The 14,509-nt window shown below is 67.7% G+C and carries 12 protein-coding genes; 2 read left to right on the forward strand and 10 right to left on the reverse strand.

Annotated elements, in window-relative coordinates; translation table 11 throughout:
• Window positions 1-175: 175 nt before the first annotated feature.
• From ACFTSF_RS27110 to ACFTSF_RS27140, 7 genes are all read right to left on the reverse strand, one after another.
• On the reverse strand, window positions 176-1,273 hold the full coding sequence (locus ACFTSF_RS27110) for a hypothetical protein (RefSeq protein ID WP_380156675.1): 1,098 nt from the start codon (window positions 1,271-1,273) through the stop codon (window positions 176-178).
• On the reverse strand, window positions 1,270-3,753 hold the full coding sequence (locus ACFTSF_RS27115; RefSeq protein WP_380156676.1) for an Hsp70 family protein: 2,484 nt from the start codon (window positions 3,751-3,753) through the stop codon (window positions 1,270-1,272). Before ACFTSF_RS27115 ends, ACFTSF_RS27110 begins: the two co-directional genes overlap by 4 nt.
• Window positions 3,746-4,255 carry a hypothetical protein gene (locus ACFTSF_RS27120; protein WP_380156678.1) on the reverse strand — a complete coding sequence of 170 codons (510 nt, stop codon included), beginning with the start codon at window positions 4,253-4,255 and terminating at the stop codon, window positions 3,746-3,748. Before ACFTSF_RS27120 ends, ACFTSF_RS27115 begins: the two co-directional genes overlap by 8 nt.
• Window positions 4,252-5,277, reverse strand: coding sequence for a serine/threonine-protein kinase (locus ACFTSF_RS27125; protein ID WP_380156680.1), 1,026 nt, complete (start codon window positions 5,275-5,277; stop codon window positions 4,252-4,254). The genes ACFTSF_RS27120 and ACFTSF_RS27125 overlap by 4 nt, the downstream gene beginning before the upstream one ends.
• A complete protein-coding gene (locus ACFTSF_RS27130; protein WP_380156682.1) occupies window positions 5,274-6,434 on the reverse strand; it encodes a hypothetical protein in 1,161 nt (386 codons plus the stop codon). Before ACFTSF_RS27130 ends, ACFTSF_RS27125 begins: the two co-directional genes overlap by 4 nt.
• A gap of 89 nt (window positions 6,435-6,523) precedes the next feature.
• Complete coding sequence (locus tag ACFTSF_RS27135) at window positions 6,524-6,895, reverse strand: hypothetical protein (RefSeq protein ID WP_380156684.1); 372 nt, start codon at window positions 6,893-6,895, stop codon at window positions 6,524-6,526.
• A 46-nt stretch (window positions 6,896-6,941) separates the two neighbouring features.
• A complete protein-coding gene (locus tag ACFTSF_RS27140; protein ID WP_380156686.1) occupies window positions 6,942-10,016 on the reverse strand; it encodes an alpha-N-acetylglucosaminidase TIM-barrel domain-containing protein in 3,075 nt (1,024 codons plus the stop codon).
• A gap of 98 nt (window positions 10,017-10,114) precedes the next feature.
• On the opposite strand from ACFTSF_RS27140, the gene ACFTSF_RS27145 reads away from it, so the two are divergent.
• Complete coding sequence (locus ACFTSF_RS27145; protein ID WP_380156688.1) at window positions 10,115-10,657, forward strand: hypothetical protein; 543 nt, start codon at window positions 10,115-10,117, stop codon at window positions 10,655-10,657.
• Here the strand turns inward: ACFTSF_RS27145 and ACFTSF_RS27150 are convergent.
• The 3 genes from ACFTSF_RS27150 to ACFTSF_RS27160 all read right to left on the reverse strand — a co-directional run bounded on the left by ACFTSF_RS27150 (window position 10,654) and on the right by ACFTSF_RS27160 (window position 14,170).
• Window positions 10,654-11,907, reverse strand: a complete 1,254-nt coding sequence (locus tag ACFTSF_RS27150) for a M28 family metallopeptidase (RefSeq protein WP_380156690.1) — start codon at window positions 11,905-11,907, stop codon at window positions 10,654-10,656. The two genes, ACFTSF_RS27145 and ACFTSF_RS27150, sit on opposite strands and share 4 nt — an antisense overlap.
• 2 nt (window positions 11,908-11,909) lie before the next feature.
• Window positions 11,910-12,071: a hypothetical protein gene (locus tag ACFTSF_RS27155; protein WP_344149080.1), complete on the reverse strand. Its 162-nt coding sequence runs from the start codon at window positions 12,069-12,071 to the stop codon at window positions 11,910-11,912.
• Between the two features lie 110 nt (window positions 12,072-12,181).
• Window positions 12,182-14,170: a M43 family zinc metalloprotease gene (locus tag ACFTSF_RS27160; protein ID WP_344149082.1), complete on the reverse strand. Its 1,989-nt coding sequence runs from the start codon at window positions 14,168-14,170 to the stop codon at window positions 12,182-12,184.
• Here ACFTSF_RS27160 and ACFTSF_RS27165 point away from each other — a divergent pair.
• Entirely contained in the window at window positions 14,160-14,405 is a 246-nt protein-coding gene (locus ACFTSF_RS27165; protein ID WP_380156692.1) for a hypothetical protein, read from the forward strand. The genes ACFTSF_RS27160 and ACFTSF_RS27165 overlap by 11 nt on opposite strands.
• Window positions 14,406-14,509: the final 104 nt, after the last annotated feature.

The raw sequence follows: 14,509 nt of genomic DNA on the forward strand, positions 1-14,509 counted from the left end.
GCCCTCGCCTCGCCCCGCCCCGCCTTCGCCTCGCCCCCGCCTTGCCTCGCCGAAATTTGACCGGATATCCCGTCAATGTGCTGGTTCTCCCCTCAAAATATGAGGGGAGAAGGGTGAAGCTCCGCGGATATCCCCTGAAATGTTTCTCGGGGGGATGGTGGGTGGGGTGGTCGGGTTAGGGGGTGAGCAGCAGGCTGATTGTGCGGTTGCGGGCTTGGCCGGGGAACAGTGGCCGGGCTTGATCGCCTGATGCGAGGGTGAGGCGGGTCAGCTCGAGGTCACCCGCTCGTGCGAGTTGTTGCGCGGCCACGCGCGCCCGGGCGAGCGCCGTACCGGAGCCGCCGGTTGTTTCACCACCCGGTACGGCGACCGATTGGCCGACGACTGTGATCCCGGGGACCCGCTGGAGCTTCGGGGCCAGCCGGGTCAGCAACTCCACACCGCCGTCGGCGAAGGTGGTCCCGGAGGTGAACAGACCGCGGTCGAACACCACCCGCACGGCACCGGGTTCCCGCCGTACTGTCACCCCAGGCATTGCCACGGTTGCAGCGATCGCATCCAGCCGGGCCGCAGCAGCCTTCTCGGCAGCAATCCGCCGATTCAGCTCATCCAGTTGCTCGGTGGGCGTCACCGTGACAGTCCGCGGTGCGACCGACGGCTCCACCCGAGGTCCCGCCACCACAGGCTCAGGCCGACTAACCGCCAACGCGGTTCCGGTGGTGATTCCGCCAATCACGAGGATCGCGACGGCGGCCGCCGCGACGGGGCGTACTACTGGGCGCTGCCGAACCCGCCCAGCCAGCACCTTCTGCGCCAGCGCGCGCCCGTCAAGCACCTGCTGCGCGAGGGGATGCCCGGCCAGCGCCTGATGCGCCGAGGCACGCCCGTCGGGCAGTTGCTCCAGGACATGCCCGGCCGAGGCCCCCACCTCCACCCCCGTCCCGGGGTGAAGGTGGGGTGATTGGTGTCCCGCAGTGGCGGAGGGGCTGAGCGCACCCGGGGTGTTGGTGGGGTCGGGCGTGCCCGCGGTGTTGGTAGGGCTTAGCGTCCCCGGGGTGTTGGTGGGGCTGAGCTCGGCCGCGGTTTCGGCTGGGTCCAGCGTGGCCCAGGTGGTGTCGGCTTCTTGCCAGTGGCCGAGTTGGGCTAGTACGCGGGCGCGTAGGTCGACGGCTTCGGCGGACTGGAGGTTGGTCAGCAGTTGGAGGGCTTGGGGGAGGTTGCCTTGGCGGGCGGTGTGGGCTGCTGTGGCTACTGCTAGCTGTTCGGGGTTCATGAGCGGACCAGGCCTACGACTGTGTTCTGCTGGGACTGGGGGAGGAGGCGGACGAGTTGCTGGCAGATGACCATCAGGCCGGCTTCGTCGCCTCGGGCTGCTGCGGAGCGGCCGGCGGCGATGAGGCGGCGGGCTTCGGCGGCGGGGCGCATGGAGGAGGTGTCCAGGGCTAGTTGGTTGAAGAGGCGGATGACGAAGCCGGGTTGGCGTCGTTCGAGACCGATCAGGAATGAGACGACCTGTTCGGTTTCGCGTTCGATCGATCGGATGTCCTTTCGATCGATCGCGTCCTGGGCTCGGGTGCGGAGGTCGGCTAGTTCGGCGCGGTCGGTGGGGCGGCCGACTCGCTCGACGAGTTCTTCGGCTTCGGCGAGGACTTCGCGGAGTTCGCGTTCCTTGGCTGGGCGTTGGGCGGCCTCGTCGATGTCGTCCAGTTGCGCCTGCACCTCGCGCAACCGCTCCTCTGCGGTCACGGCCGCGCCGGCATCAGCAGACGCCGCGCGCACCTGTTCGCGGGCGGTCGCGAGCGTTCCCTCCTCATGCAATCGCGCCAACCGCTGCTCGACCTCCGGACTCGTCGCGGCTGTCCGTTGCGCGTCGGCGATCCGCCGCTCTACCTCGGCCAATTCGTCAGCCAGTACGTCGGCATCCGGCGTCAGCACGTCATCGAGATCGATCTCCGCCTCGAACTGAGCCTGGATCAGCGGTACGTCGGCCACCACCGTCACCAGGTTCGATTCGTCCACCTCGAAGGTGACCTCGACCTCGGTTCCGGCGGGCAGGTCGATCCGGATGTCGACCGGCCGGATCTGCAGCATCCCGACCTGCCGGTTCCGATCGGCCCGCGCCCGTTCGCCTTGCACCACAGGAATCCGAACCATCGCTGAAGGGTCGGACCGGTTGAACGCATGGGACGTCCGGAAGATCTCCCGCACCCGCGTCGGCACCGCCGTCCCCTTCCGCACCAGCGGCGAGAACTTCTGATCCGCCAAAGCGATCCCGAGCGAATGCGTCAACCGCGCACCGCCGAACTCCACCTCCCGATGCGTGATCCCGAACGAACCACCCGCCAACGGCAGTGGCGCCCCATTCCCGTCGTACAGCTCGGTGGTGAACCGCGAAGTCCGGTGCTCATCGAGCTCGACCTCGGTGGCGAACGCGCCGACGCGGTTCACCGTGACTCGCCCGGTCCGGAACGGCGGCCGGCCCTCGGGGTTCGCGATCACCACGCTGTGTCCCGACCAGTCGACCTCACCCGACGGCCCGCTCAACCGCCCGGCGACGGTCGGCCGAGTCGTCGTCGACGAAGGCTCGTAGGCGAGCTCCACGCCGTACTCACCGACTGCCCGCACCACCGACTCCGACGCCGGCCGCCGCATCGTCCCCGCGAAGATCGCCGCACCCCGAGCCACCACAGTGGTCGGATCGATCCGCGTGTCCAGCTCGATCTGCAGTCCATGAGCCGGATCGCTCAACAGCTCGCGGAGCCCCGGCGCCAACGTCGCCCCGCCAACCAACAACAGCCGATCGATCTTCGAGGCCCCCAGCCCGCTCTCGACCAACGCCTCCCGGCACAGGTTGACCGCTCGCGCCCAGTACGGCATCGCTACCGAGTCCAGCGCCTCCTTGGTCAGCGTGAACTCGAACGTCTCCTCCGACCCATCGACCACCAGCTCGAGCAGGAGATCGGTCCGATCACGACCGGACAGCTGGATCTTCGCCTGCTCGGCGGCTTGCTTCAGCCGGCCGAAGTTCCCCCGCCAGATCGGGTTGTCCCGACGGAAGTCCTTCAGCCCGAGATCACGCGCAGCGGCCGGAGCGAGCAATCGCTCAACGACTGCCCAATCGATCAGCTTGCCGCCCAAATATGGATCACCTGCGTGATTGAGCACCCGCAGATCGCCGTCCCGCTTGCTCACCACGGCCGCGTCGAACGTGCCGCCGCCGAAGTCGAACACCATCCAGTACGCGCGTTCGTCCGCATCGTCGAAGCCGTACGCGAACGCGGCCGCGGTCGGCTCCTGCAGCAGTGGCACCGATCCGGTGAACCCGGCCAGTCGCGCGGCCTCCAGCGTCGCCTTGTTCTGGTTCAGCGCGAACGCCGCCGGAACCGTGATCACCACCGACTCCGGCGCAGCACCGGCGTACCGGGCGGCGTCGGCGCGCAGCGTCTTCAGCACCTCGGCCGACAGTTGTGGCGCGCTCAGCGTCACCCCGGCCTTCCCGAACGTCCGGCTCGCGTCCGCCAGCCCCATCTCGAGTTTGAACTCGATCGCGACGTTCTCCGGATCCGTCTCGGCCCGGTGCCGCGCCCGGCGGCCGACCCAGACCGTGTCCGCCTTCGGCAGCCAGACCGCGGACGGCGTGATGTCGGACTGGTCGTCGTTGTTCTTCAGGATCCGTACGTCGTCGTCACCGGCGACCGCCAGCGCGCTGTTCGTGGTCCCCAGGTCGATCCCGAAATCGATCGTGTCACGCATAGCCTTCGCCCACCTTGGTCGATTGATCAGCGGTTGGTCGAGCGACGATCACTTCGCCGCGCTGGATCTGCTGGTCGTGGTAGTAGACCGACGGGCGCACGGTCTCGACGATCGTCTCCTCGGTCACGCCCGGATCGTCTTGGTACACGAGGACATCGAGCGCCCGGCCCGCGTTGAACGCCGTACCGTCGTGTTCCTGTACGACGAGCCCGGCCGCGGCCAGCGCCTCCGCGCAGGTGCGCAGGTAGCGGCCGGTCTGCCGGTTCTCGGCCGAGCGCCCGGCCTGGGTCAGCTTCCGCTGCGCCCGCCAGAGACTCGTCGCCGCCTCGGCCAGAGACCTGGTGTCTTCTTCCGGAGCCTCCGAAGGTGATCGATCGAGCGAAGATGATCGATCGAGCAAGGTGATCAACTCGGTCAGCTCCCGGCACTGCTCCTCGCTGAACATCGGTTCCGCGATCCGGATCTCGCGATGCTGCAACCACTGCCGGAACCAGGCCCTCACCAGATCACTCCTCTTCGCCACCGCGCCACGTCCAGCCAGTACTGCAAACGCAGCTCCGGCGACAGCACGAACGCCTCTTCCATCAACTCCACCGCTCGCTCCAACGCCCCGGCTCCCGCCGCTTCCACTGCACCCGAAGCCAGCTCCTGCGCGCGTTCGGACGGTGACTTCGTCGTACGACGCCATGCCGTCAACTGCTCGGTCAGCTCCACCGCGGACGCGGTCCGATCGCGGGGAACCGGTGCGAGCGCGGCAAGCAGGATTCGATCCAGCTCCTCGTCGATCCGCGGATCGAACTCACTCGGTGGATGCAGCGGACGCGTGTATCGGGTCTGCGACCAGGTGGTGAGATCGGTGCCGTCGTCGTACGGGAGCAGGCCGGTCAGCAGCAGATATCCGATCACACCGATCGACCACACATCGGACGCGGTCGAGTAGCCGAAGTCCCGCAGTACTTCCGGCGCCATGAACACATACGTGCCCTGCGCACTGGCCAGCAGCGTGACTGGGTTAGCGCCCCGCGCCAGACCGAAATCGGAGATCCGGATCCGCAACCGCTCCTCGTCGTACCCGTACATGACATTGGCGAGCGTCAGGTCGCGATGCAGGATTGGCGGTGTGCGGTCGTGCGCCGCGGCCAGGCCGGAGGCGAGCTGCTCGATCACCTGTACGGCGAGCTCGATCGGAAGCGACGGGCGGTACGCATCGGCCAACTGCTGCAGTGTGCCGCCGGAGACGTACTCCATGGTGAAGTACCCGCGCTGACCCTCGCAGGTCAGGACGACGCCGGCATCGAAGAGCCGAACGATGTTGGGATGCCCGAGCGTCGACAGCAGCCGCGCCTCTTCCAGCAGCTCATCGGTTCCTTCGAGTGAAGTCACCTCACGGAACACCTTCATCGCCTGCAGCCCGAGGTGCTCGTGCCGCACCCGGTACACCTCGCCGAACGCACCCGCCCCGAGCCGCCGGTCCACGACCAGCGCTTCCCCCACCCGATCCCCGGGCGCCAGCAACGCCGTCACGAGAAGGCCTTGATCAGGAGGAAGATTCCGAGGGCAACGAGGACGAGGATGCCGATGGCGCAACCACACCCTTCGGCGTCCCATTGCTGCGGCGCGTTCTGCCGGTGGGCAGCGTTCTGCGCGCGGAAGCTGCCTTGGCTCTTGAGTTGCTGAGCCGCTGCGCGGTTGGCGGCGATCTTGCCGCGCGTCTCGTCGCTGCCCGCGTACCCCTCGGCTTCGTCGAACAGGAACGTGATGCGCGGGTCGTGCACCCAGCCGTCGTTCGCGATGCCGACGGCGCCGTTGTGGTAGACCAGCGCGATGTCATCGCGCAGTGTCAGCGTCCGCTGGTGTTCTTCGGACGGCAGGAACACCTGCAACCGACGGAACATCGGCAGCACGCTCCGGCCCAGCTCGTTGATCACCGAGTCCACCTGATGTGGACCCTGCTGCAGTCTGCGCAGCAGTGCGACGGTGGCGTCCTCGGCTCGCTCGTACTGCGTTCGCATCGCTTCGAGAAGCCGGCGCTGCCGTGAATCACCGCCGACCGGCCAGCGCTCGAGGATCTTCGCCACTTGAGCGGGGTAATCGCTGGTGGTCGCCAGGTCGAGCAGGGGACCGGTCAGAGTCGCAGGTAACTCGCCACGGATCTGGTCGATCGCACCGGCCGCCAGTTGCCAGTCGTCGAGGGTGAGGACGCGATCGCGCAGATGCTGCCAGAACTGTGGGTGCGCCATCGCCTCGGTCCACCGCACCCCGGCGGCATTCCACCAGTTCAAGAGACCGATCCGGTGGTCGGGCGACGGATCGGGCGGCCGGATGAGCAGCTCGATGGCATACGCGTGCGCGTAGACCGCCTCGTCATGCGCTTGGTGCACAGGGACATCGCAACCACAGTCGCCGTTCGGCCGGCCCCACTCGCCGAACACCTCGTCGACGAGTCGCCGCCGCGGATCACCGAGCAGTCGGTCGAACGCGAGCCGCAGTTCGTCCGGATCTGTCGATCCGCTGGTCTCCAGGTCGGCTCCGGCCTCCAGTACGGCGGTCACATGCTGCTGGCGACGTCGCGTCGTACGGCGGTCCACTCCGGTCGACAGACCGGTGATGTGGAAGGCGTTGCGCTGGTACAGATCGCGGTTGGCGATCTCGCGCAGCGCGGTCACAACGGCATCGGTCACTCGAGAATCGTCGCGACCGGCGACCGTCCGTGGTGGTGGTTGACCTCAAGCTGACACGGGGCCCGCGGGACAACGGGCCCCGGCCAACGTCAGCTGCAGCCCTGGTTCACGTCCGGGGTCGTCTCGGTCTGGTCCTGCCAGAAGGCGACGGCCTTCCAGTAGCCGCAGTCGGTGCCCGGCCCGAACCAGGCGCCACCACCGGAGTACGCCATCGTCTCGTCGAACTTGGTGAACGGCCCGCTCGCGCTGTCCGCCCGGTGCAGTTCGACCCTGACCTCGGTGACGCTGGTCGAACATCCGTCCAGCGAGACGCCGACGTACAGCATGTTGGCGCTCGAGTAGACGCCCTTCCCGATGTGCAGGTCGCAGGCCTGCGTGCCGGCGGTGCTCGCCTGTGCCGGCACCGCGATCCCCGCGACCGCCGCCGCCGTCGCGGCGGCCATGACCAGAAGCTTCTTCATCCCCAGTCCCTCCGGTTATCAAGTAACAGAAGATCAGCAGATTAGGTCATTTGGTAACAGAGGTCGAGCCTTTCGACGCGGTCGGAATGATCTGCAGGTTGTCGAAGACCGCAGTACCGGTCTTGCCGTTGCCGCCGTTCGCCGCCGTCATGAAGAAGCCGACGTCCTGGGTCGGCTTCGTGCCGGGCGCGGCGACGACACCGACGTGGGTCCAGTTCACGCCGTCGGACGAGCAGTCGCCGGTGAACCCGGCCGGCCCGCGGTGCAGCCGGATCCACGCCGGCGCAACGATCCCAGGCGCCGTACGGACGGTGTCGAAGCGGCCGTCGCCGTTCTCGTCGGAGCTGAGCACACAGCCATTGGCCGGAGTGACCGCCAGGTTGACGACGCCGAAGTTGTCCGGGCCGATCGCGTTGCGAACCAGCAGCCCGGCCCGCGCCCACGGTCCGGTGTCGTCCTGCCGGACCACCTTGGCGGACACCAGGTTCTCGTGCCGCAGTGCCGCTTGCCGGTAGACCATCCCGAACTCCTCGGTCTGCAGCCAGAGGTCGGACCCACCACCGGTGATCGCGACCTGACTACCACGCTGCGCGAAGGTCGAGTAGTTCGACGAGAACGTCCGGTACGACGCGTCTGGTGCCGCCCCGGTCACCAGACCGGCCCCACCGGTCACAGTCCCGGTCTTGCTGCCATAGGTAACGGAAGCGGTCACACCGACGAGCCCAGTCAGTGCTGCGGGGTCAGGTGCGGTCACTCGCCAGCGTGCGGTGAACGTCTCGTCCGGCGCCAGTTCATCGACCGACACCGCAGTCAGCGGTTCGGCGTGCACACCAGCCGGTGTCTGCACGGAGAGGTCAACACCGGCGCTGGCGGCGAAGCCGTTCGTGTTGCGCAGTACGGCGGTAAGTGTGCTGGAGCCGTTAGGAGCAACGGTGACCGGGTCAGCAGTGACGTCGAGCCTGGCCAGCCCAGAGTTCTCGGCGAGAAGCGAGTACAGCTCGGAGGCGACGGTGTACGTGTCGCCGACCGGACTGGTCGGGAGAACGTTGCGCTGGCGCGACCACTGCTCACCGTTGGCGTACCAGTCGATCGGCTGCGCCAGCTTGCCCTGCTGCAGCGCAGTCTCCAGACCAGTCAGGAACAGACGCCACCGGGGCAGGTAGAAGTCACCAATCAGACCGCCCAGCAGCCGCCGCGTGTAGTTGCCCAGGTGCGCTTCAGTCGGCCGCTCGCCCCACGTGGTCATCAGAGTGCGCGTGTCGTACTCCAGTACGGCGGCCTCCGCGTCGTTGGCGGCCATAGCGCGGGCATCGGCGACTAGCGTGCCGAACAGCGTGTCCTGATGAGTCGCGAGCAGCTTCTCCAGCCGACCCAGCAGATCGAGCCACTGAGCGTTCAGCCGCCGCAGACTCGCCAGGTCCTTGGCACGGTACGCCGCCGCGATCTGTGGCAGCAGGTCGCGACTGTGGTTGTCCAGGACCTGCCGACCGACATCAACCAGGTCGTACCGGTACGCACTGCTCGCCCGAGCTGCCGGTGCGACCTGCAGCAAGTCGGCGAACGCCTGGTCGAAGGTCGCGACCGGGTAGTTCAGGGGATCGGTGCGGATCTCGAGCTGGGGCCGGTGGGCCAGGTACCCGGTGCCTTCCTTGGCCGTCCAGAAGCTCGGCGTGCTGTACGCCGTCTCGCTCAGCCGCTTCCAGGCCGCCTGGGCGTGCACGTCGTCAACGCCGTACCGCGCACGTGCGTACGAGGCGAACCACTCGTCCAGATCGACCGGACCGTCCTGCCATGGCAGCTCCATGAAGAACTCGAGCGCAACAGGGTTGTTCTCGATCGCCTCCGGCATCAGCGCGATCCCGTTCAACCGACTGCCATTCTTCGTCCGCCACTCGTGGAACTTGGTGTTCCAGGTACCGAGCGCCGCGCTCATGTTGGTGTGACCGCCGAAGTTCCAGATCGTTCCGAACGCGTACGGCGTCTCCTGGAAGTCGGCCTCGCGGTTCGTGATCTCGTCGCCCTCGCTCATGCCGTCCAGCACCAGCATCTTGCCGCGGTCGACCGCGGACAGAGTCTCGGGCAGCGGGTTCCCGATCCAGCCCAGGATCGCCCACTGCGCGTCCGGATGGGCCTCGTTCAGAGCGACCTGAACCGCGCGCGAGGCCGCACCGACCGGGACCGGGCCGGCCGTTCCCCCCTCGTGCAACAGGTCCATCTTGTAGAGGCCCGTTTCGCCGAAGAGCTCATTCTGTACGTCGTAGAAGGTCGACGCGACCTCCCTGAACACGGAAGTCGTCGGGTCGAGCCAGTCCGGCCGCTCAAGTCCGTCCACCCACGTTCCTTGCGGCACCGTCCGGACACCGCCGTTGCGGGCGGAGAAGTCGGGCGGGACCGTTCCGAAGTACCCAGGGAAGACCGGCGTGATGCCGAGTGAGCGCATCCGGTCGGCGACCTGGCGACCCAGTGCGACCCGGCGGTCGAGCAGTTCGGTCGAGATGGGTGAGTTGAAGCAGCACATGTTCTGCATCAGCCACCACGGCTGGTGCGCCGGCTGCGGAATCCAGTCCCGGATCTCGAGATCGGAGTACCCGAAGCGCTGGAACGTCTCGCGGTACACGGCGTCCTGACCGACGTACAGCAAGGCTTCGTTGACGCCGTTGAGCGCAAGGACATCGAGGTGCCGCTCCCACTCCTGCCAGGACTGGTACGGACCGGTGTAGCCCTCGTTGGTGTCGTTCAGAGCGAAGCGGTGCTCGACTGTCGACGTCCGCTCGATGGGAGCCGTGGGCAACGGAAGCGTCGCGGGGAGCTGACTGCCCATGATCGAGACGTCGGCGTGGGCGACCTCTTTGAGGTACCGGTTGAAGCCGGTGAGCAGAGCGGGCGAGCTGTTGGCGCTGACCTCGATGCGCCCATCTGCGGCGTCCACGTGGAACCACTCAGCGTCTTCGTCCGGCTGCAGACGCAGCGAGACCTGATCGGCACGCGCCTTGCCGACGACCCGTTCGAGCAACGCCCGTACGGCGGGTGGTCCGTCGTCCGCCGCCTGTGCCGGCTGGGTGGTGAGGGCGGTCGTCAGCAGAGCGGCCACCACGAGCAGGGCGGCGAACGGGCGTCTCATGCGGTCGATTGTCAGCGCCGGTGTGACCCGTGGGTATCGTTTCGATCAGGCTTGTAGCGAAGCAGTACGGATAGACCAACGGCAGCTTACGGTTGGGTATGCGCAGAGAGACGTCGGTCCCGTTCGAGACCCGCGGTCACCGCGGGCTGATCTCGGTGCGTGTCATTCCGAACGACGACCCCTGGGCCTCCGGTCACCAGCTCGTCGTCCCCGACCTGGACGCCGAGGCCTTCCGCGGCTTCCCGATCTGTACGGCGGCGCTGCGGTACCACGGGCAAGGCGTCCAGGCGATCATGGGCTGGATCCAGGTGGTCACCAACGGCGGTTCGGCCACGGTCGACCTGGTGCCGAACCTGTCGAGCGTCGACCCCTTCTCCAGCTACGGCTATCTGCCGACCTTCTTCGACGCGCCGGCCAACCCCGACCACCCGGATGGGACCTGGCGGGCCGACACCTTTCTGGTCGTCGTACCGGATGTCATCCGCTCGCGCGTGGTGGAGCCGATCGCGGCGTTCTCCTGGGGCTACGAGCTCTACTCAGGGCGGCCCGAGTTGCTCGACGTCGGCGCCTTGCCGGCAAAGGGCTGGGCGGGGCATCGCGAGCTGCTGGAGGCCGGTCATCCGGCCTGGACCTTCGTCTAGCTGACGAAGATGTCGATGCGGTTCGGCCCCCAGGCAACGATCGAGCCGGCCGGGCGCGGACGGATCGTGACGGGCTCCAGCCAGCCGGCGAGCGCGGCCGTGTTCATCCGGAGGATCTCTGCGGCGAGCGGCCAGTGGAGGAAGTTGAGGGTGTCGTTCGCGGAGTGGATGTGACTGTTCGCGCTGTCGCTGCCTTCGATGGTGAGGACCGCGGGGATCCCGGCGTTGATGAACGGCACGTGATCGCTCGCGAACGGGTTCAGCGAGGTCTCCACGGTGAGACCCGTGTACGTCGCGGCTGCGGTCGCGAGGTCGTCGACCAGGCTCGACGAGAGCTGGTGGCCTTCCAGCAGGACAGTCGGGTTGGCGCTGTTCTTGCTGGCGATCATGTCCAGATTGAGCACCGCGCGGATCCGGGCCCGCTCGGCCGGCGGCAGCGCGGCGACGTACTGCTTGCTGCCGTAAAGCCCTTCCTCCTCACCGCCGAAGAGGATCAACCTGATGTCGTGCTGCCAGTTCCGGGTCGCGAGCACGCGGCCGAGTTCGAGTACGCCGGCCGACCCGCTCGCGTTGTCGTCAGCACCAGGCGCGGGTGCGCTCGCGCCGCCGGCCAGGTTGATCGAATCAAGGTGAGCGGTCACCAGTACGACGCCGCCACCGGAGCCGGCGCGGTCGCCGATCAGGTTCTGCGACGGCTTCGTGCCGACGGTGATCGGCTGCCGCCGCGTTTGGTAGCCGAGGGCAACCATTCGCTGCTCGGCATAGTCCACTGCCGCGACGAACGACGTACTGTGCGAGTGCCGCGTCGGCAGACTCGCAAACCACGTGACATCGGCCTGGTACGACGCCGGTGTCAACTCCGCGAGGAGTCCCGCAACCGCCGGATCGACCCGCGACTCAAAGGGACCGGCGACTGCGACGACGGAACCAGGCTGCAGGGTCTCGACCCGCCAGCAGTGGTTCGATCGCCGCCGCGGCTTGTCCGCCGCCGAGATCACCAGATGCCGCCCACGATCGAGCACCGGCTTCACGTCCGGGAACGCATCCTGAAAACTCCGTCCCACCTGGGTTACCAGCAACAAGCCGGGCGCCGTCCGTGAACCCCGGCCGACGTGTTCACCCCACACGACACTCCGCTCGCCGAACCGCGCCACCTGCACGTCATGCCGCAGTACGCCGCCATGCTTCGGCCCCTGCTCGTCCGTTGGCGCCAGGTCGGCGGTGGGGATGACGCGGTATCGAACGGGCATGACTATTCCTCCCAGCGGATTTCCAGGCGATCAGGCGTTGCGGTGATGATGCGGCCGTTGGTGACGCGGCCGTCGGCGGTCCAGCGGCCGGCCGGACGTTCCTCCGGGGCGTCGCCGCGGCCGATGGCGACCTCGAGCAGGGTGCCGTCCGGGCGGAACTGCACCCCCCGCCGGCCGCGGGCCGGCGGGAAGGCGTAGTCGTCGCGCCGGTAGACGGTGACTCCGTCGTGGTCCTCCTCGAAGGAGTGCGTCCACCGGCCGGGCAGATGCGTGGTCAGCTCAGCACCACCTGTCCGAGTGCGGGCTCCTTCGGCATCGTCGACGGGATGGTGACCTTGAAGTCCGAGATCGTGCCGCCGAGTGCTTCGTAGCCGTCGATGGACGGTCCCCAGGCGGTTCCGTTCCACCACTTGTGGTAGAGCTGTTTGTCCGTGCCGGTGACGAACACGTCCAGCCGGTTCGGACCCCACGAGACCACGCGCGGCTCGTCGGTGCAGATGCCGCCCTGGTACTCCCAGCCGGACCAGGTCGAGCCGTCCCACCACTGGTGGTACAGCGCCGAATCCGTGCCGAGCACGAAGACGTCGAGCCGGTTCGCGTCCCACGAGACGACGGTCGGCGCCGTCGTACAGATGCCGCCGAGCGATTCCCAACCCGACCACGCCGTTCCGTCGAAGTACTTGTGGTACAAGGCGGAATCGGTCCCGATGACGAACAGGTCAAGCCGGTTCGGGCCCCAGGCAACAGCCCGTGGTGGCGAAGCGCAGACGCCACCAAGGGACTCCCAACCCGACCACGCCGTACCGTCCCACCACTGGTGGTACGTCGCGTTGTCGGTACCGAGCACGAACACGTCCAACCGGTTGGGGCCCCAGGCAACTACCTCGGGCGGGCTCATGCAGATCCCACCGAGGTATTCGTAGCCGTCGACCGACGGTCCCCAGGCGGTCCCGTCCCACCACTTGTGATAGAGCGCACGGTCGGTCCCGAGTACGAACGCGTCCAGCCGGTTCGGTCCCCAGGTCGCCAGTCGCGGTGGGCTCATGCAGACGCCGCCGAGGTACTCCCAGCCGGACCAGCCGGCACCGGCGTACCACTGGTGATAGAGCGCGTGATCCGTCCCCAGGACGAACGCGTCGAGCCGGTTCGGCGCCCAGGACGCAACCTCGGGCGCGCTCATGCAGATGCCACCCAGCGATTCGTAGCCGGTGACGGACGGTCCCCACGCGGCCCCGTCCCACCACTTGTGATACATCGCCGAGTCGGTCCCGAGCACGAACGTGTCGAGCCGGTCCGAGCCCCACGACACCACCGAGCCGGCCGGTTCCGGCATCCCTGATCCAGGGCCGGGCACGGGCACGGGCAGCGTCGTCCGGACCGTGTCCAGGCAGGCCTCCATCCGCGCGGCCTGGTCATGGGTGAACATCACCATGCCGCGGTCGTCGGTGTAGTCCATGTAGTTGACGAACAGGTCGCCGTTCGGCCCGTTGCTGCAGGACAGCTTCGGGAACGTCGGTACGCCGAAGTTCGGCCCACCGGCGTTCGGGGTGTCGGCGCATTCGTCGGTGCCGCTGCAACCGGTGCCGTCATCGCCCCAGATGTGGAACAGGTTGAGGTAGTGGCCGATCTCGTGGGTCGTCGTCCGGCCGAGGTCGAACGGCGCCGCCGCCGTACCGTTGGTGCCGAACCCGGAGTGCAGGATCACCACGCCGTCGGTGTTAGCCGGCCCACCCGGGAACTGTGCGTACCCGAGCAGCCCGCCACCGAGCTGGCCGACCCAGATGTTCAGGTAGCGGTCGGTCGGCCACGGGTCGATGCCGCCGGTCGCTGTCGCCTTGATCCGATCGTCCGTCGAGAACGACGAGCTGGTCGTCGGGGTCCGGGTGATCCCGTTGGTCGGGTTGCCGGCCGGGTCCTCGGTCGCCAGGAAGAACTCGATCCGGGAGTCCGCGACCAGCGGCGTGAACGGCGCCGGCACGAACCCGATATCGCCGTTGGTGGCCCGGAAGTCGTGGTTGAGGACGTCGATCTGGCTCTCGATCTGGGCCTGCGAGATGTTCTGCGCAGCCGTCTTGTACACCACATGCACCACACACGGGATCCGCACGACACCGCTGAACCGTTGCTGGCGGGCCACGTACTGCGTTGTCGCGTTCTCCAGTGCCGACCGCGCGGCGGCGTACTCGGGTGAGGTGGTCAGCAACCGCCGGTGCACGTCCATCACACCGCACTGCCGCCGTGCCGGATACTCCGTGCTGCTCATACCAGCGCCGTCCGACGTACCACCGCCACTCATCTTCGGGCTCCCGCCCGCCGCACTACTCATCGCGTCACCACCAGGTGCCGCGTTCATTCCCGCAGCGCCCCCGGTCGCGCTGCTCATCCCCGTGCCCGGCGTGCCGTTCGCCGACGCTCTCCCGTTGGCCTTCCTCGGCATGTCCTTCCCCCTAACGCGAGGGCACGTGAAGCAGGCCGGCCTGCGCCGAACCGTTGAGTAAACACCCCCAGCACACCCCACAGCCGAGAACGGATCGTCCCGCTCTCTCCCGCCGAACAGTCGGCCCCCAAGTCACTGCTCTGCTTTCACCATCCTCCGATCACG

This window comes from Kribbella sp. NPDC056951, assembly GCF_042674205.1.
Lineage (GTDB): Bacteria > Actinomycetota > Actinomycetes > Propionibacteriales > Kribbellaceae > Kribbella > Kribbella yunnanensis.

Coding starts and splice junctions, on each gene's coding strand:
- ACFTSF_RS27110 (WP_380156675.1), bottom strand. CDS start 1,273: ATGAACCCCGAACAGCTAGCAGTAGCCACAGCAGCCCACACCGCCCGC.
- ACFTSF_RS27115 (WP_380156676.1), bottom strand. CDS start 3,753: ATGCGTGACACGATCGATTTCGGGATCGACCTGGGGACCACGAACAGC.
- ACFTSF_RS27135 (WP_380156684.1), bottom strand. CDS start 6,895: ATGAAGAAGCTTCTGGTCATGGCCGCCGCGACGGCGGCGGCGGTCGCG.
- ACFTSF_RS27140 (WP_380156686.1), bottom strand. CDS start 10,016: ATGAGACGCCCGTTCGCCGCCCTGCTCGTGGTGGCCGCTCTGCTGACG.
- ACFTSF_RS27145 (WP_380156688.1), top strand. CDS start 10,115: ATGCGCAGAGAGACGTCGGTCCCGTTCGAGACCCGCGGTCACCGCGGG.
- ACFTSF_RS27150 (WP_380156690.1), bottom strand. CDS start 11,907: ATGCCCGTTCGATACCGCGTCATCCCCACCGCCGACCTGGCGCCAACG.
- ACFTSF_RS27160 (WP_344149082.1), bottom strand. CDS start 14,170: ATGAGCAGCACGGAGTATCCGGCACGGCGGCAGTGCGGTGTGATGGAC.